The 15,068-nt window shown below is 70.5% G+C and carries 15 protein-coding genes; 4 read left to right on the top strand and 11 right to left on the bottom strand.

What is annotated here, in order from left to right; translation table 11 throughout:
• Positions 1-27 precede the first annotated feature (27 nt).
• Both ABD978_RS28940 and dxr read right to left on the bottom strand, forming a co-directional pair.
• Positions 28-1,209, bottom strand: coding sequence for a site-2 protease family protein (locus ABD978_RS28940; protein WP_345361492.1), 1,182 nt, complete (start codon positions 1,207-1,209; stop codon positions 28-30).
• Positions 1,206-2,447 carry a 1-deoxy-D-xylulose-5-phosphate reductoisomerase gene (dxr, locus tag ABD978_RS28935; RefSeq protein WP_345362479.1) on the bottom strand — a complete coding sequence of 414 codons (1,242 nt, stop codon included), beginning with the start codon at positions 2,445-2,447 and terminating at the stop codon, positions 1,206-1,208. The genes ABD978_RS28940 and dxr overlap by 4 nt, the downstream gene beginning before the upstream one ends.
• Positions 2,448-2,777: 330 nt before the next feature.
• Between dxr and ABD978_RS28930 the strand changes: the two genes are divergently transcribed.
• Positions 2,778-3,878 (top strand): peptidase, encoded by a 1,101-nt coding sequence (locus ABD978_RS28930; protein WP_345361489.1) that lies wholly within the window; start codon positions 2,778-2,780, stop codon positions 3,876-3,878.
• 64 nt (positions 3,879-3,942) lie between these two features.
• The gene (locus tag ABD978_RS28925; RefSeq protein WP_345361486.1) at positions 3,943-4,980 is read left to right on the top strand and encodes a trypsin-like serine peptidase; all 1,038 of its coding nucleotides are present in this window, start codon (positions 3,943-3,945) and stop codon (positions 4,978-4,980) included.
• 111 nt (positions 4,981-5,091) lie between these two features.
• Here the strand turns inward: ABD978_RS28925 and ABD978_RS28920 are convergent, their stop codons facing one another.
• Positions 5,092-6,399, bottom strand: coding sequence for a DMT family transporter (locus ABD978_RS28920; protein ID WP_345361483.1), 1,308 nt, complete (start codon positions 6,397-6,399; stop codon positions 5,092-5,094).
• A gap of 328 nt (positions 6,400-6,727) precedes the next feature.
• Complete coding sequence (locus tag ABD978_RS28915; protein ID WP_345361480.1) at positions 6,728-6,871, bottom strand: hypothetical protein; 144 nt, start codon at positions 6,869-6,871, stop codon at positions 6,728-6,730.
• 206 nt (positions 6,872-7,077) lie between these two features.
• Here ABD978_RS28915 and ABD978_RS28910 point away from each other — a divergent pair, with 206 nt between their 5' ends.
• Positions 7,078-7,539 carry a hypothetical protein gene (locus ABD978_RS28910; protein WP_345361477.1) on the top strand — a complete coding sequence of 154 codons (462 nt, stop codon included), beginning with the start codon at positions 7,078-7,080 and terminating at the stop codon, positions 7,537-7,539.
• A gap of 196 nt (positions 7,540-7,735) precedes the next feature.
• Here the strand turns inward: ABD978_RS28910 and ABD978_RS28905 are convergent, their stop codons facing one another.
• From ABD978_RS28905 to ABD978_RS28875, 7 genes are all read right to left on the bottom strand, one after another.
• Positions 7,736-8,449, bottom strand: coding sequence for an NERD domain-containing protein (locus tag ABD978_RS28905; RefSeq protein WP_345361474.1), 714 nt, complete (start codon positions 8,447-8,449; stop codon positions 7,736-7,738).
• A complete protein-coding gene (locus ABD978_RS28900) occupies positions 8,442-9,128 on the bottom strand; it encodes a TIGR00266 family protein (RefSeq protein WP_345361471.1) in 687 nt (228 codons plus the stop codon). Before ABD978_RS28900 ends, ABD978_RS28905 begins: the two co-directional genes overlap by 8 nt.
• Positions 9,129-9,146: 18 nt before the next feature.
• Entirely contained in the window at positions 9,147-9,767 is a 621-nt protein-coding gene (locus tag ABD978_RS28895) for a hypothetical protein (protein WP_345361468.1), read from the bottom strand.
• Positions 9,764-11,656 carry a TraM recognition domain-containing protein gene (locus ABD978_RS28890; protein ID WP_345361465.1) on the bottom strand — a complete coding sequence of 631 codons (1,893 nt, stop codon included), beginning with the start codon at positions 11,654-11,656 and terminating at the stop codon, positions 9,764-9,766. The genes ABD978_RS28895 and ABD978_RS28890 overlap by 4 nt, the downstream gene beginning before the upstream one ends.
• A 31-nt stretch (positions 11,657-11,687) precedes the next feature.
• Complete coding sequence (locus ABD978_RS28885; protein WP_345361462.1) at positions 11,688-12,011, bottom strand: hypothetical protein; 324 nt, start codon at positions 12,009-12,011, stop codon at positions 11,688-11,690.
• 28 nt (positions 12,012-12,039) lie between these two features.
• Positions 12,040-13,266 carry a hypothetical protein gene (locus ABD978_RS28880; protein ID WP_345361459.1) on the bottom strand — a complete coding sequence of 409 codons (1,227 nt, stop codon included), beginning with the start codon at positions 13,264-13,266 and terminating at the stop codon, positions 12,040-12,042.
• Between the two features lie 82 nt (positions 13,267-13,348).
• On the bottom strand, positions 13,349-13,927 hold the full coding sequence (locus tag ABD978_RS28875) for a hypothetical protein (RefSeq protein WP_345361456.1): 579 nt from the start codon (positions 13,925-13,927) through the stop codon (positions 13,349-13,351).
• Between the two features lie 170 nt (positions 13,928-14,097).
• Between ABD978_RS28875 and ABD978_RS28870 the strand changes: the two genes are divergently transcribed.
• On the top strand, positions 14,098-14,793 hold the full coding sequence (locus tag ABD978_RS28870) for a hypothetical protein (protein WP_345361453.1): 696 nt from the start codon (positions 14,098-14,100) through the stop codon (positions 14,791-14,793).
• Positions 14,794-15,068 lie beyond the last annotated feature (275 nt).

Genomic DNA, 15,068 nt, shown 5'->3' with positions numbered 1-15,068 from the left:
CGACGGGGATGCTGCACACGCGAGGGCTTACTGGGGGAGTTTGAGTGGATTTATCAGGTCGGCGAGTACCAGCAGAACGCCCAACCCCACCAGCAGGACGACGAAGGCGTACGTCACCGGCATCAGCTTGGTGAGGTCGACGGGCCCCGGATCGGGCCGGCCCCGTATCCGGAAGATCCATACCTTGATCCGTTCGTAGCAGACCACCGCCAGGTGACCGCCGTCCAACGGCAGGAGCGGGAAGAGGTTCAGCAGCCCGACGAAGAGGTTCAGCGAGGAGACCAGCAGCAGGAACATGCCGAGCTTCGCGCGCCAGCTGTCGCTGGAGGAGAACACCTGCCCCGAGGTCTCGGCTCCGCCCACGATGCTGCCCGCCTGGCCGCCCGGCGTGTTGGCCCGCTCGCGGGAGAACAGCTTCGGGATCGCCTTCGGCACGTCCACCACGATCCCGCCGATCGCGACCGTCATCTGACCCGTGAGCCGGCCCGCGAACCGCACCGCCGCGACCGGGCCCATCGTCCGGATGCGCGGCACCGGCTCGACCCCGAGGTAGCCGTGGCCGGCCAGCCGCCCGATCCGGACCGTCACCGTACGCCGGGCACCGTGCCGCTCGACCACGACCGGCACGCTCTCCTCCGGCCGGGTCCCCTGGATGAGGCGGGACAGGCCGTTCCAGTCGCGGACCGGCGTCCCGGCGAAGGACACGACCCGGTCGCGCGGCCGCAGGCCCGCCACCGAGGCGGGTGACACCGGGTCGCGGTCCGTGCAGACCGCGCCGCTGACCGGCACGCAGGGTGAGACCCGGCGGACGGCGGTGGTGGCGTTCCCGGTGTCCGGGATTCCCACCGCCGCCGCGAGGACGACCAGCAGCACGAACGCCAGGATGATGTTGATCACGACGCCGGCCACGATCACGACCACTCGCTGCAACGCCGGCCGGCGATAGAACGCCCGCGCCTCGTCGGCCGGGTCGATCTCCTCCAGCGGGGTGTAGCCGACGATCTTCACGAAGCCGCCGAGCGGGATGGCCTTGACCCCGTACTCGGTCTCGCCCCGGCGGCGCGACCACAGGGTCGACCCGAAGCCCACGAAGAACTGCGTCGCCTTCATGCCGAAGCGCTTGGCCGTCAGGAAGTGACCCGCCTCGTGCAGCACCACGGAGAGGAGCAGCGCGAGGACGAAGGCCAGCGCTCCGAGCAGATAGGTCAACCAGACGTCAGCTCCCGTGCTCGCGTCCGTGCCCACCGATCGGCGGCGAGCACGTCGTCCACGGTGAGCCCGCCGCCGGAATCCTCCCTGTTCAGCGGACCCGGAGCGGTCATGTGCTCGGACACTACCCGCGCGACCGTGTCGACAATCGCCGAAAACGCCAGCCTTCCGGCGAGGAAGGAGGCGACGCACTCCTCGTTCGCGCCGTTGTAGACGGCCGGGGCGGTGCCGCCGGCCGAGCCGACCTCCCGCGCCAGGCGCACGGCGGGGAACGCCTCGTCGTCGAGCGGGAAGAACTCCCAGGTCTGCGCCCGGGTCCAGTCAAGGGCGGGCGCCACGTCGGGCACCCGGTCGGGCCACGCGAGGCTGAGGGCGATCGCCAGGCGCATGTCCGGCGGGCTCGCCTTGGCGAGCGTCGCCCCGTCGACGAACTCCACCATCGAGTGCACGATCGACTGCGGGTGCACCACCACCTCGATCCGGTCGAACGGCACGTCGAACAGCAGATGGGCCTCGATGACCTCCAGACCCTTGTTGACCAGCGTCGCGGAGTTGACGGTGACCAGCGGCCCCATCGCCCAGGTCGGATGGGCGAGGGCCTGCTCGGGTGTCACATCGGCCAGCTCGGCGCGCGTCCGTCCCCGGAACGGGCCGCCGCTCGCGGTCACGACGAGGCGGCGCAGCTCACCGCGCGTGCCGCCGCGCAGGCACTGGGCCAGCGCGGAGTGCTCGGAGTCGACCGGCACGATCTGGCCCGGCTTGGCCCGTCGTTTGACGAGCGGGCCGCCGATGATGAGCGACTCCTTGTTCGCCAGCGCGAGGGTGCGCCCGGCGTCGAGCGCCGCGAGGGTCGGCCGCAGGCCGGCCGCGCCCTCCACGCCGTTCAGCACGACGTCGCACGGCCAGGCGGCGACCTCGGCGATCGTTCCCGGCCCGGCGAGGAGCTTGGGCAGGCGGTACTCCCCCGCGGAGTAGCCCCGTTTCTGTGCCTCGGCGTACAGGGCGAGCTGGAGGTCCTCGGCCACCGATCCCCGGGCGACGGCGACCACGTCGGGTCGCAGGTCGAGGACCTGGCGGGCGAGCAGGTCGACCCGGCCGCCACCGGCGGCCAGTCCGACCACCCGGAATCGGTCGGGGTTCCGGCGGATCACGTCGATGGCCTGGGTGCCGATCGATCCGGTCGAGCCGAGGATCACGACGTCTCGGCGGGCTGCTGCGGACGGGCTGTCGTCGGGCATCACGCCCCCATTGTCCCCCGTCCCGCGCCTCCGACGGGCTCGAGTCCGCCCCGACCGACCCGAGTCCCCCGACCAACGCGCATCCCCCGACCAACCGACCCCGACCGACCTCCCGGCCCAGACCGACCTCCCGGCCCCGACCGACCTCGAGTCCGCCCCGGCCAACCGACCCCCACCGACCTACCGGTCCCACCCGCAAATCGGGATGGACCCTGCAATGTCGCGATTCCTGTACGTAGTCAACCGAACACGCTTCGCGCTAGGGTTCCGGCGACCGTCTCACGATCGCGGCCGCCTCCCCCATGACGGCCGCAGAAGGGCACCAGGGTCATGACGAAGTCCCCCCGCCTCGCGGCCGTGTCCGTGCTCACCGGCGCGCTCCTGTCCATTCCCCCGCTGCCCGCGTCGCAGGCCGATGCGGCACGCCCCGCCGACCGAGCGGGGAGCCCGGGCCCGTCCGACATCGCCTCGCCGCAGGCGGCGCCCGGCCTCGGACTCCCCGGACCGTCCCGCGGCCGTGCCCGACCCGGCGAACCCGTCGGCCGTCCGCGCCTGTCGCCTTCGAGCCCGGACACCGGCGGCCTGACGCCGGCCGTCCACCTGATGGCGGAGTCCCGTACGGACCGGGAGCGGCTCATGCGGTGGTGGACGCCCGCCCGCATGCGCCGGGCCCTCCCGCTCGACGGTCTCGTCGCCGGGGAGCCGGCGGGACGGCCCGTCCCGGGCGGGCGCCCCGCCGAGACCCCGGCGTCGGCGCCGTCCACCGGCGCGGCCTGGACCTCCGGCGGCAAGGTCGCCCGGACCACGGGGCGGGTCTTCTTCACGTACGCGGGGCGGCCGGCGTCCTGCTCCGGAGACTCGGTGGCCGGCGCGAGCCAGAGCACGGTGCTCACCGCGGGGCACTGCGTCCGGCTCGACGGCGCCTGGCATACGGACTGGGTGTTCGTCCCCGCCTACCACGACGGTCAGGCGCCGTACGGGAAGTGGACGGCGACGCGGACGCTCACCACTCCGCAGTGGGAGGCCCGCGAGGACCTCGACTACGACGTGGGCGCCGCGATGGTGGCTCCGCAGGACGGCCGGACGCTGACGAGCGTCGTCGGCGGTCAGGGCATCGCGTTCAACCAGCCGCGCCACCGGCCGATGTACGCCTTCGGCTATCCCGCCGAGGCCCCGTACGACGGGTCGAGGCTGGTCTACTGCAGCGGCACCGCCAAGGACGACAAGAAGACCCACGACGTCGGGCTGACCTGCGACATGACCGCCGGGTCCAGCGGCGGCCCCTGGTTCCTCGGCTTTGACGCCCGGACCGGCACCGGCACGCAGAACTCGGTCAACTCCTTCAAGTACGACGCGGCGCCGAAGGACATGTTCGGGCCGTATTTCGGCGCCGCCGTCAAAGCCCTCTACGACAAAGCACAGAACACCTGATCGAGGGCATGGCTTTACCAGAAGTCACCATGTGACCACGAACGGTCATGCAGACTTTCGACCCATGTCCAAGGCCGCCCGCATCACCTACGCCGTGTCCACCGTCGGTGCCCTCCTCGGCACGCTCGGCGCCGGGGTCTCCCAGCCCGGGCCGGGCGTGGCCGGGGTGACCGACCACGTGATCGCCATCAGTCGGTCGGCGACCCTGCGGTACTGGACCGTCCGGCGGATGCGGCGCGCGCTCACCCCGCCCGAGCGGGTGCGCCGGGAGCCGGCGGTCGCCGGGCCGCGTTCGGCCGCAGGCCTCCGGTCGGCAGCGGCGACCGACGTGACTCCGGTGGCCGCGACGCGACCGGAGATCCCGCCGGCCGCGGCCGGGGCCCCCGCCGCCGGCACCGTGGACCGGCACACCGGACAGAGCAGCCCCGGGACGGCCTGGGCCTCGCCCGGCGCGGTGCGCGCCACCACGGGGAAGGTCTTCTTCACCATCAACGGCGCCGACTTCGTGTGCTCGGCCGGCACGGTCAACGGCGCCAACCGCGACGTCGTCGTCACGGCCGGCCACTGCGTGCAGGACGCCGCCGGTGTCTGGGCCCGCAACTGGATCTACGTGCCCGGGTACGACCAGGGCAGCCGGCCGTACGGCGCGTTCACCGCTCGGCACATGTTCGTGCCGAGCGCGTGGTCTGCGAGGCACGACGAGAACCATGACGTGGCGATGGTGGCGCTGGCGACGGTCGGCGGGCGCCACGTCGCCGACGTGGTCGGCGCCCAGAACCTCGCGTTCGACCAGCCGCGGGGCTCCCTCGTGTACGGCTTCGGCTACCCGACGGGCGGCCACTACGACGGCGAGCGGCTGGCCTACTGCAGTGGTCTGCCCCATCCGGACACGCATCGGCTGACCCAGGACCAGGGGTTGCGCTGCGACATGTCCGAGGGTGCCAGCGGAGGGCCGTGGCTGGCCCGTTTCAACGCCACGACGGGCACGGGCGTGGTCACCTCGGTCAACAGCTTCAAGTACTCCGACGACCAGGCCACGATGTACGGGCCCTATTTCGGTGCCGCCGTCCGCCGGATCTACGAGCAGGCACAGCACGCGTGACCGTAGCCCGACAGCATGAACGGCGGGGACGTCTCCCCGCCGTTCTGTTCAGCGCCCCCCGTCAGGGGCGCTTCGTGCGTCCCCCGTCGGGGACGCTTCGCGCACACCCCATCAGGGGCGCGTGTCCTCCTCGTCGCCCGCCCCGGTTTTCTGAGTGGCCCTGGGAACCGTCAGGGCCGCCTCCCTTCCGCGCGAGCGCTTCAACTTGTCGATCACGGCCCGCACCTTGGCCGTGAGGCCTCCGCCGTACCGGGCCATGATCTGCTCTTCGAGCTGCGGCCTGATCGTGGCCCTCTGGTCGGGGGCCACCACCTCCCCTTCGGAGCCCTTCTCGGCCTCCTCGGAGCCGATGGCCGCCGCCATGGACCCCATCGCGGACGACGCCGCTTCGGCCGCGACGTTCTCCTCCTCGGTCTTGGACGATCCCAGGAGGAAGACCGCCGACACACCCCCCACGAAGATCAACAGGTTCGCGATGACCGGCCAGGTCGACGTGGCCTGGTGGATCACCGCGATCTGCACGAGCAGGCTGATCGGCGACCCCAGCGGCTGAAGGGCCGCGTACACGGAGTCGGACAGCCGGCTCGCGGCGAAGACGTTGAGCAGCGTGGGCAGCGCCATCCAGGTGAAGCCCAGCAGGGCGATCAGACCGAACAGCCGCCAGTCCGTCCATCCCCAGTCGAGGGGGTGCCCCGTGACGATGGACGCGATGTAGGCACCCCCCAGGAGAAGCACCCCGCAGACCGGATGCGTGATCGCCGCGGTCGCCGTGCCCTCCTTCCTGTTCGCCGCCTTCTGGAAGAGCCACGTGAAGGTCCCTTGCGCGACCGCTCCCAGGCCGGCGACGAGGATGCCGTTGAACGAGCCGTGCCCCTGGCTGGACGACAGCAGGAACACCGCGAACCCGCCGAGGGTCAGGATGGCCGGGAACACCCAGCCCCTTCCCTTCGAGTGCAGGATCATCACCACGAGCGTGCCGAGCCCCATGATCGGGACGACCGTTCCCACCGGGACCATCGCGGTCGCGGTCGCGAAGGCGACGGTCGTCGCGGCGCTCGCGACGCCGGTGCCGACTCCGAGCCACCAGAAGGTGGAGTCCTTGCCCCGCAGCCTGCCGGTCGAGGCGGCCACGCTGAAGAACAGAATGCCGGAGAAGAGCGTCGCGAACCCCATGGGGACCACGGCCCCCATCGGGACCACGCCGCCCATGGCGCTGAGCTTGCCCCCCGCAGCCCCCGAGCACACGAGCGAGATCAGAGCGGCTGCCAGGCCGGCGAGCATGGCCCGCCGGAGGTTGAACTGAGCCGTCACCGCCGCGCGAAGCAGCAGCAACGGAACGGTGACCAGCCGGAAACGGTAGTCCCGCCACCGGTGGTTCCGCGTTTTAGCGCCGCGCAGAGCGGCCCTGAAACGTGACATTTGATGACTCTCTTCGTTGTCACGGTGCAGGGAGCTCAGGCGACTGCCGGCTCCCTGTCACCTATGGATGGATGACAAAGAGCCGGATGCTCTTTTTTTCAGTTGTGTTGCGATCTTAATGATCAGATCACCCGGTGGGAAGAGGCGTGATCTTAGTGCAATGTCACAGCGCGCCGGACCCCCATCGCCCGGCGTCACGGCATCCCATCGGCCTCCACGCCCGACCGCGACGTCAAGCCCCCGAAAAGCAGAAGCGGCCCCCCTGAGGGGGGCCGCTCGATGTGCTAGGGGGCTGGGTCAGGAGCCTGACCCGTCGCCGATGTCAGCGCTACTGACCCGGCCTGCGCGGGGGGCGGGTCAGGGCGGGCATGCCGCCGTGGTCGCCGTTGCCCTGGGAACCGCCGTTGCCCTGGGAACCGCTGCGGCCCTGGGAACCGCCCTTGCCCTGGGAGCCGCCCTTACCGTTCGTCATTGTCGGTTTCCTTCCTTTGCGTTGTTCGTGCCCACGTGCAGCACGCTCGGGAAGTACCGTGCGCGGTTCGGTCTCCGGCGCAATGGTCCGTGATCGTTTTTCTGCCTCGCATGCCGGAGCCGGTCGTCCCCGGACAGTACGAGGCGGCCTCTCCAAAACGAGCGGCCCCGCGCTGACCGCGCGGAACGACAAAGCGGGAGACGAACATGTACGGCACCCAGAACACGCCCGAGACGGCCACCGTGCGGATCACCGGGCGGGAGATGGTGAAGGACACCGAGGTCGCGTTCACGCTGACCGTCCGCTCCGAGGAGCTCCAGACTCCGACCGACGAGGAGCTGCTCGAGCTCCTGGTCAACATGACGCGGGCCGCGACCTCCAAGGACGTGCGGCTCACGTCCCTGCAACACGAGGGGCGGGAACTGCTGCCCGAGAACGAGGTCGAGGTGCATGACGGCCGTCCGGTCATCGAGCTGGACGGACGGATGTCCCTCGACGGCATCGAGCTCGCGGTCACGATCGTGCTCAGCTTCGAGGAGCCCGAGGCGATCACCGCGGACGAGCTGGCCATGCTCGTGCCCGTCGCGACCAACGGGACGGAAGCGTGGGGCCTGCAGCTCACCTCGTTCCGGTACCACGGCGAGGAGCTGCTGCCGCAGACGAGCTGACGCTCGTGCCCTTCCCTGAGCTGACCGGGGAGGGGTGAACGCGCTGGGTGTCCCGGCGGTGACACGACGACAACGTCGTGATCCCGCCGGGACGCTCTCTCCCGTGACGCATCCGCTACCGCTCGGGTGCCGAGACGCCTCCGAGTGCGGTCACACGCCCAGACGTACGCCGCCGGTGCCAGGAGAGGGCGGTCCGTCAGGGGTTGTTCTCGTGCCAGAGGCGTTTCATCGTCTGCTGCGCCTCGGCGGGCGAGTCGAAGACGCGAGGGGCGCGGTCCAGGACCGTCTTCAGGTCGTCGGCGGAGCAGACCCACACGCCCTTCGGGGTCGCGAAGGGCCGGTTCATCATCCCCGGGACGCAGACGACCGCCAGCACGGGCTTGCGGCCGAGCGCGCGGGACAGCCGCCGGGCCTGGAAGGCGGCCTGCCCGGTCGGGTTCTTCGGCAGCACGCGCCGTCCCACCCGCATGGTGTCGCCCTCGACGAAGACCTCGCCGTGCCCGGTCTTCACCTCGACGGCCGCGGCACCGCCGGTCGCGGTGAAGACGACCGCGTCGCAGTCACCACCCCGGTCCGCGAGCTTGATCGAGTACCCCGCCGCGATCGAGCCGGTGCGGCGGATCACCGTCCGTACCTCCCGCTCGGAGCGGGCGCCGATCGCGGCCTTGCCCGCCTGCCGCAGCACCCGCCGGGAAGACGCCCACGTGTACCAGCAGCCGCCGGCCGCGGCCACCGCGACGACGACCGCCAGCGCCCGCAGTGGGGCGACGCCGGTGTACACGGCCCCGATGAGAGAGCCGACCGTGACGAGGGCCAGCACCACCGCCGCGGCCCCGTACAGGGTGCCCTCTCCGCGCCGCTTCCACTTCTGCCGGCTGACGTAACCGCCGGCGTCTCCGACCTCATACATGGGCGTTGTTCCCCTCGGGGAACAGCCAGCCGCGCAGAGTGGCCGCCGCCCGGCTCTGGATCAGCACGTGGCCGGGGCCGTGGAACTCGCCGACCCACAGCTCACCGGTGAGCACGGCCTTGAGCGGTCCGCCGAGCGGCCCGCTCTTCATCTTCATCCCCGCGGACCACGCCACCAGGTGCCCGGAGTCGACGATCAGGTGCTCTCCGCGCGGGACCTCGATGTGCTCGATGCCGCCGTACGTGGCGAGGGCGACCTGGCCGGTGCCGGTGAGGCCGACCGCGGTCAGCCCCTCATGCATGAGAAGCGGGGTCGTACCGGACGAACGGGTCGTGACGTCCACTGTGGGGGCATAGGCGAGGACCGAGCCGGTCTGCGCCTTGAGCGGGCCCGTCTGACCGACGTCCAGCACGGCGATGTCGCCCGGGAACGGCGGTACGGCCCGTACCCAGCCTCCCCCGCGGCGGCTCGCGGTGTACTTGGCGACGACCAGGGTCTGCTCGGTGAGCAGCTTGCGGGTCAGCCCCCTGGCGAGGCCGCCGCCCCCGAACGTCGCCGTCACCGACACGTTGCCGGAGAGCGCGGCCATGGAGGATCGTTCGACGAAGACCGATTCACCCGCGGCCAGCCGGCAGACCGCGGCGGCATAGGCCGGTCCGCACGTGACATCGATGTGCATGAGGTTCTCCCGGCTCGATCAGGCGCCGCGCGCTCGCGCCCGGCGGGTCCGTTCGGCGTCGGCGCGGCGGGGTGTCGGACGGCCCTTGGGCTGCTGCGGGTCGCGGGACCGGCCGCCCGGTGCCTTCGCGCCGCGCGACCGCCTGCCGAGACGGTCCCGCAGTGCCCTGATCCAGGTGAGGCTCTGCGACGTCCCGTCGCGCGCCAGGTCACGAGTGCCGCGTACGAGGGCCAGCACGAGGCCCGCGATGAGGAAGTTCAGCAACATCGCGAGGCCGGCCGCCTCTCCCCAGTCGGCCGCCTGCCGGGCGCTGCATCGGCTCGTGCCGAGTTCGCCGGGGCACGCGCTGGGGATCAGTACGACGAGCGCCCCCACGACGGCGGCGACGGCGCAGAGGACGGCGGCGGCGGTGAACCTGCCCACCGTCCTCTTCCAGCGGCGGTGGAGCCGTACGGTCGCGCGGACGGCCATGGCCGCGACGATCCCCGCCGCCGCGACGACCAGCAGGTCCACGGTTCCGAAGTGGACCCGATCGCCGTACTCGAAGCGGAGCAGCCCCAGGGACACCGCCGACAGTGCCACCCCGAGGAGCACGATGATCACGGCTTCGGTCGCGACCGCTCGCAGCCGTGTCCTCATGCCCGCTGCGCCTCGTACCACTGGAGTTCCTGGGACCGCATGGGCATGGCCACGTACGCGACCCTGCTGTCCGGCTTGTTGACGCGCAGATAGGCCTCGCCGGTGCCCAGGTCGCGCAGCTCCTTGGCGGTGACGATGAACTCTTCCTTGACGGCGACGGTGCCCATCTCGACGGCCCTGCCGTTCTCGACCCGCTGGGAGACCTGCCCGTTGTCCCGCATGCCGAGGAACTCGGCGCACTTCTCCGCGGACTCGGGCGACGACTGCGCCATGGCGATCAGCCAGTTGATGTTCTGCGTCAGCCGCGACCAGTCGTCACCGTCGGCGTCGATCCAGTCCGTCGGTCCTTGGGTGCACAGGATCATGTTGAACAGCGCCGACCGGACTCGCGACAGCATGTTCATCGCGATGTCCCGGTCGATGAAGTTCGCCTCGTCGACCACGATCAGCCGTGGCCGGTCCTTGGGCGCGCGGCCCTGGATGCGCTGTGCCGCGTAGACGGACAGGCGCTGCAACGAGGACGAGGACAGGATCTTGGCCATGTCCGGCTGGCCGAGCGAGTTCAGCCCGACGTACGTGAGCCCCTCCAGCCGGACGTCGATCATCTTCCGGTCGTTGCCCGGAATGAGGATGCGCCGTCCCGCGGTGGAGTCGTACAGGCCGGTCAGTTTCGTTCCGAAGCTGGCCGCCGACTTGGACTCGTCCTGGCTCGGCGACAGGACGTTGGTGTACCGGTTCCGGCAGTAGCCCATCCCCTCCACCGCGTCGATCGCGATGACCCGCTCCTTGACGGCGTTCTTCATGGAGGTGCCCATCTCCATGATCTTGCCGAGCTCGAGCATGGTCGGCGGGTGGAAGCGGTCCGGCGCCACCTCGGCGGCCTGGTGGCACAGTTGGACGACCTGCTGCAGGACCTTCCGGTTCAGCGCCTTCCAGTACGCGTCGTCGAACTCGACCAGCGACATGATCGTGTCGAACGCCTCGTCGGCGCTCATGTCGGCGAGGACGTTGAACCAGTACTTCGGGTCGTGATCGCCCAGCGCGATCTCCTGGAGCGGCACCCGGTGCATCGCGGAGTACGCGCGCAGGAAGTCGCGCAGGCCGCCCGGCTCGGTGTCCTCCTTCATGTCGATGACGGTGACGTCGAAGCCCATGTCGAGCGCCGCACCGATGATCCACATCAGGGTGATCGTCTTTCCACTGCCGGTGGATCCGACGACGCAGCCGTGCATGCCCATCTCGCGGGTGCTCAGCCGCACCAGCCGACCGCTCGACCCGAGGCCGATCGGGATCGACTTCTCCTTCAGCGGCATCCTCCGCGTCTTCTCGTTCGCGAACGGACCGCGCACGGCGGGGATGTCCCTCGGGGTCAACCGCTGGGAGACCCGCCGTTTCAGAGAGTCCCGGCGGCCCTTCCTCGGCGTGATCGAGTCCTGGACCAGCCTCCTGCGGAACAGGAATCCCCGGCCGGAGACCCTCGTCGAGGGCGGCGCGAGGAGGGCGCCGCCCACGCCGGCGGCGATCGGCGAACCGAGGATGGTGCCGCCGGCGCCGGCGATCAGCACCGCCAGGCAGAGGACCACGGTGACCGGCACCTGCGAAGGCTTGGTCGTTCCGACGTTGATGAAGCTGAGCAGCCAGTATCCGTAGCTGAGGGCGTTGTCCTTCAGGTACCAGGCGAACCCGACCAGACCGCCGGCCGCCATGATGATCCAGTCGCGGCGGGCGAGCCAACGGCGCAGCAGAAAGAAGAGCACTGAGCCGCACACGGCCGGAACCAGCGCCAGGACGACGACGGCGAGACCGGCGAGCCCCAGGGCGATGATGAGGTAGCCGGTGCTGTCCTCGGGCTCCCCGGGCCGCATTCCCCGGTTCATGCCGTAAGACATCCCGGCACCTCCCTCTGGACGCATCAGAGCGTCAGCCCGTGACCTTTTGCGCGCTGTCGAACACCTTCTGGAGCAGACCGCTCATGTAGCTGACCGCGGAGACGGTGATGTCCAGCCTGAACAGCAGGCCGCCGACCACGAGGCCCCAGAAGAAGACCTTGAAACCTTCTCCCGGGCGACCGTTGGTGACGTTCTTGACCATCTTGAAGATGCAGACGACCAAGATGATGATGCCGGCGACACCGCAGAGCGCGATGACGGCTTTGCCGATGTCCGATCCGAGGAAGCTGTTGGCGCCGTCTTCTCCCGTGCCCGTGCCGACGGCGAGCACACCATGCAAGTCACTCATGTTCATGTGTTTCCTCTGGGTTGTGCGTTTCCGGTCAGGAATTCAGGGCGTTCGAGTACGGCTCCAGCTCCGCCGCGGACCCCGCCGGTCCCCAGGCGAGGATCGGCGGCTGCGCTCCGGCCGGTGCCCCCACCAAGAGGTCGAAGTCCGCGAAGGTGACGAACTGGTTGGTGCCGTTCGTACCGGAGACCGTCCCGCCGGATGGCGATCTGGCAAGCAGGACCCTCGCACGGACCACCAACTGTCCCTTGTCGGCCTTGATCGCCGACATGATCTGCACGGCCGCGGGCGAATCGGGCAGCGTGAACCCGCTGAGACCGACGTAGTGATGATGGCTGTTCTGGTCGCCGGTGAGCGCGAGGAGGCTGGTGGCGTCGCCGTTGACGTAAGCCTTGGCCCAAGCCCCGACCTGGGTCTTCACCTGCTCGCTCACGTCCGTCGTCAGGCCGTTGAAGTTGGTGTAGTCACCAACTCCGGCGGGTGCGCCGGAGCCGCCCGTCCACACGGAGAACGTCGGTGCCGCCGACAGCCGCGGGCCCTGCGGGGTGATGACCAGCGGGACGTCCAGTTTCAGGACGTTCGAGGCGGGCGCCTGCGCGACGTCATTGCTGGTCGTGGGCGACGGCGACGGAGACGGACTGGCGTTCGGGGCGGCCGAGGATCCGGCGGTCGGCGCCGCACCGGGAGTCCCGGAAGGCGCGCCGGCCGCCCCGGGCTGCCCCGCCGGGGAGCCGGTCCGCTGGGCCGGTGAGGTCTTCTTGGCCCGCGGGGCGCCGTTCCCGGGCGACCCCGGTGCCGGCGTCGGCGAGGACGAGGACGAGGAGTTCGGGAGGACGACCAGGAAGTGATGCACCTCGAACTCGGTGAAACCGGCCTTGGCCGAGCCGAAGCGCTCGGGGGTGAACCCCACCCAGCTCAGCGACTGGTACTGCAGGGGAGCGCTGTCCTGCCCGGAGAGAAGGTTGGGGGCCGCCTTCGCGAGGTCGTCCGTATTCAAGGTGTTCGCGCGCGGCACGGCCTGGTAGGCGCCCGACAGGAAGTTCACCGCCGCCGTGTACGCCAGGTCGCGTCCCTTCGGATCGACCGCCGACAGGTCCGGCTTCGAAGTTCCCTTGGCCAGCGTGAAGAACACCGCGACGACGCTCAGGGCCGCGGCCAGGAAGAGGGCGTTCAGGATCCTCCTGGCCCGCTTGCGCGCCGTCGGCTCGTTCGAGCGCCGAGCAGGCACCATCACGAAACGGGTGGGGGACTCCGCTGGCATCTTCTCCTCCTGCTACTTACGCCCGGCACAGAGAACAGTTCGGGCGTGACGTGGATGCGCAAACGTCAGATGCGGCGGATCGTCACTTTCGCCTCTTACGACGCGGCTGGCTGGACAATTCGGTGGACGCGGTGAGCGGCCGACCCTGGCTGCGAGGTGCGACGGGGAGCCTGGTCATGTTGGGTATCTCCTGCTGCGGGACGCCGCGTTCATCCCATCTCGCGCCGTCGATCGGGACGCCTCCCGGCAGTATCCGGATGGTCCCCGCGGCGGTCCGGCGAAGCGGGGCGATGCCCACATAGAGCCGCACCTGCCTGCCGTCGATGACGAGTTTGCGCTTGCGGGCGCTGTTGGCCTGCAGACCGAACCACATCGCGAGAGACTCCCCGCGGAGTGGAGAGAAGCTGACGAGGGCCCACCCCACCATGCCGCCCACCGTGGGCCCGTAGATGAGCGCGTTCATGCCGACCCCGAAGACGAACAGCGACGCCACGAAGCCCAGCACGGCACCGACGCCCACGGCGAGGAGCGTGGTGAGCTTGATGGTCCGGGGCAGCGTGATCTCCTTGTTGATGCTGCCGATGACGGCCGGCGGCGGCTTGAGCATGTTGGTGGCCGCGAGCATCACCGGCCCCCTCATGTCCTCGGCCTCGTCACTCATGCGCCCTCCTCCGTCGGAGGAGTGACCAGAGACGCTGTGCTCATGATTCGCTCACTCCGCTCACTCATGTGTCCGACCGTCCGTGGTCCCGGGCGGATCGCCAGCACCGCGGCCGTCCGCAGGATGTCTCACCGGTTGCCCCCCGGCCGCCGCAGGCGACAGTCAACGACATGCCGAAGATGACCGACTACGTCCGCGAGGGGTTCAACCGGCGCCGCGGCCCATGGCACCGCACCGAACTCCCCGAATGGTGGAACCTCGCGGTCTGGGTCTCGCTCGCCGCGGTCGGCCTGATCCTTCTGCTCAGCGCGCTGCTGGAGCCGGACTCGTCGACCGACACGACCTCTTCGTCGCAACCGCCGGCCTATTCGGTGCAGAAGATCAATCCTTACGCCACGCCCTCCGCCTCGAGCGAGTCCACGGCCGGCACGCCCACCCCGGACGCGAGCGGCTCCACAGGGAGCGGGTCCGCGGCCGGCACACCCGCCCCAGGCGCGAGCGGCTCCACAGGGAGCGGGTCGACCGGGGACTTCGCCGCCACGGCGGCGGTCCAGGTACCGAAGGTCGGCGGTGGAACGGCCGTGGTCCCCGCCGGCGCCCGGAATGTCGCCTCGGCGGCCGCGAAGGCCGCGGCCACCGGGGATTGGACCGGCATCCCGTTCATCGGCCGCACCAGGCCGCCCAAGGCCCACCGCACCCCGCAAGGCTCGGTCATCGGGCAGCTGACCGTCACCGATCCGGCGGTCACCGGGAACACCCTGTACCTGTTCAGCGCGACGATCACCCATGGTGGAGCGGCCAAGGCCTACCAGTACCGGGTCGCGGTCGAACGCGACCAGTCCGGCTACGCGGTCCACGCGCAGTAGGAGACCAAGTCGTCCGCCGCGGTGGCCACCGCGGGACCCGTCCGGGGGGCGTTGCCTTATGCAGGCGTCGCCGGACGGTCTTCTTCAGTCAGTCCCCCCGCCCGCGATCCGATCGCAGACCCTCAGCGAGGCGCCGCGTGAACGAGGCAGGCAACACCCCTCCTCAGCCGCCCGTCCCTGCCGGGCCGCCCCCGAGCCAGCCACCGGCGGCACCACCGCCGGAGACCGGTGAACCGGGTGAGTCGTCCGGCTACGACCCGCGCGCGGAAGCCGCT

Source organism: Actinoallomurus liliacearum (genome assembly GCF_039542035.1).
Taxonomy (GTDB): Bacteria; Actinomycetota; Actinomycetes; order Streptosporangiales; family Streptosporangiaceae; genus Actinoallomurus; species Actinoallomurus liliacearum.
This window is presented reverse-complemented; position numbering and strand designations above follow the sequence as displayed.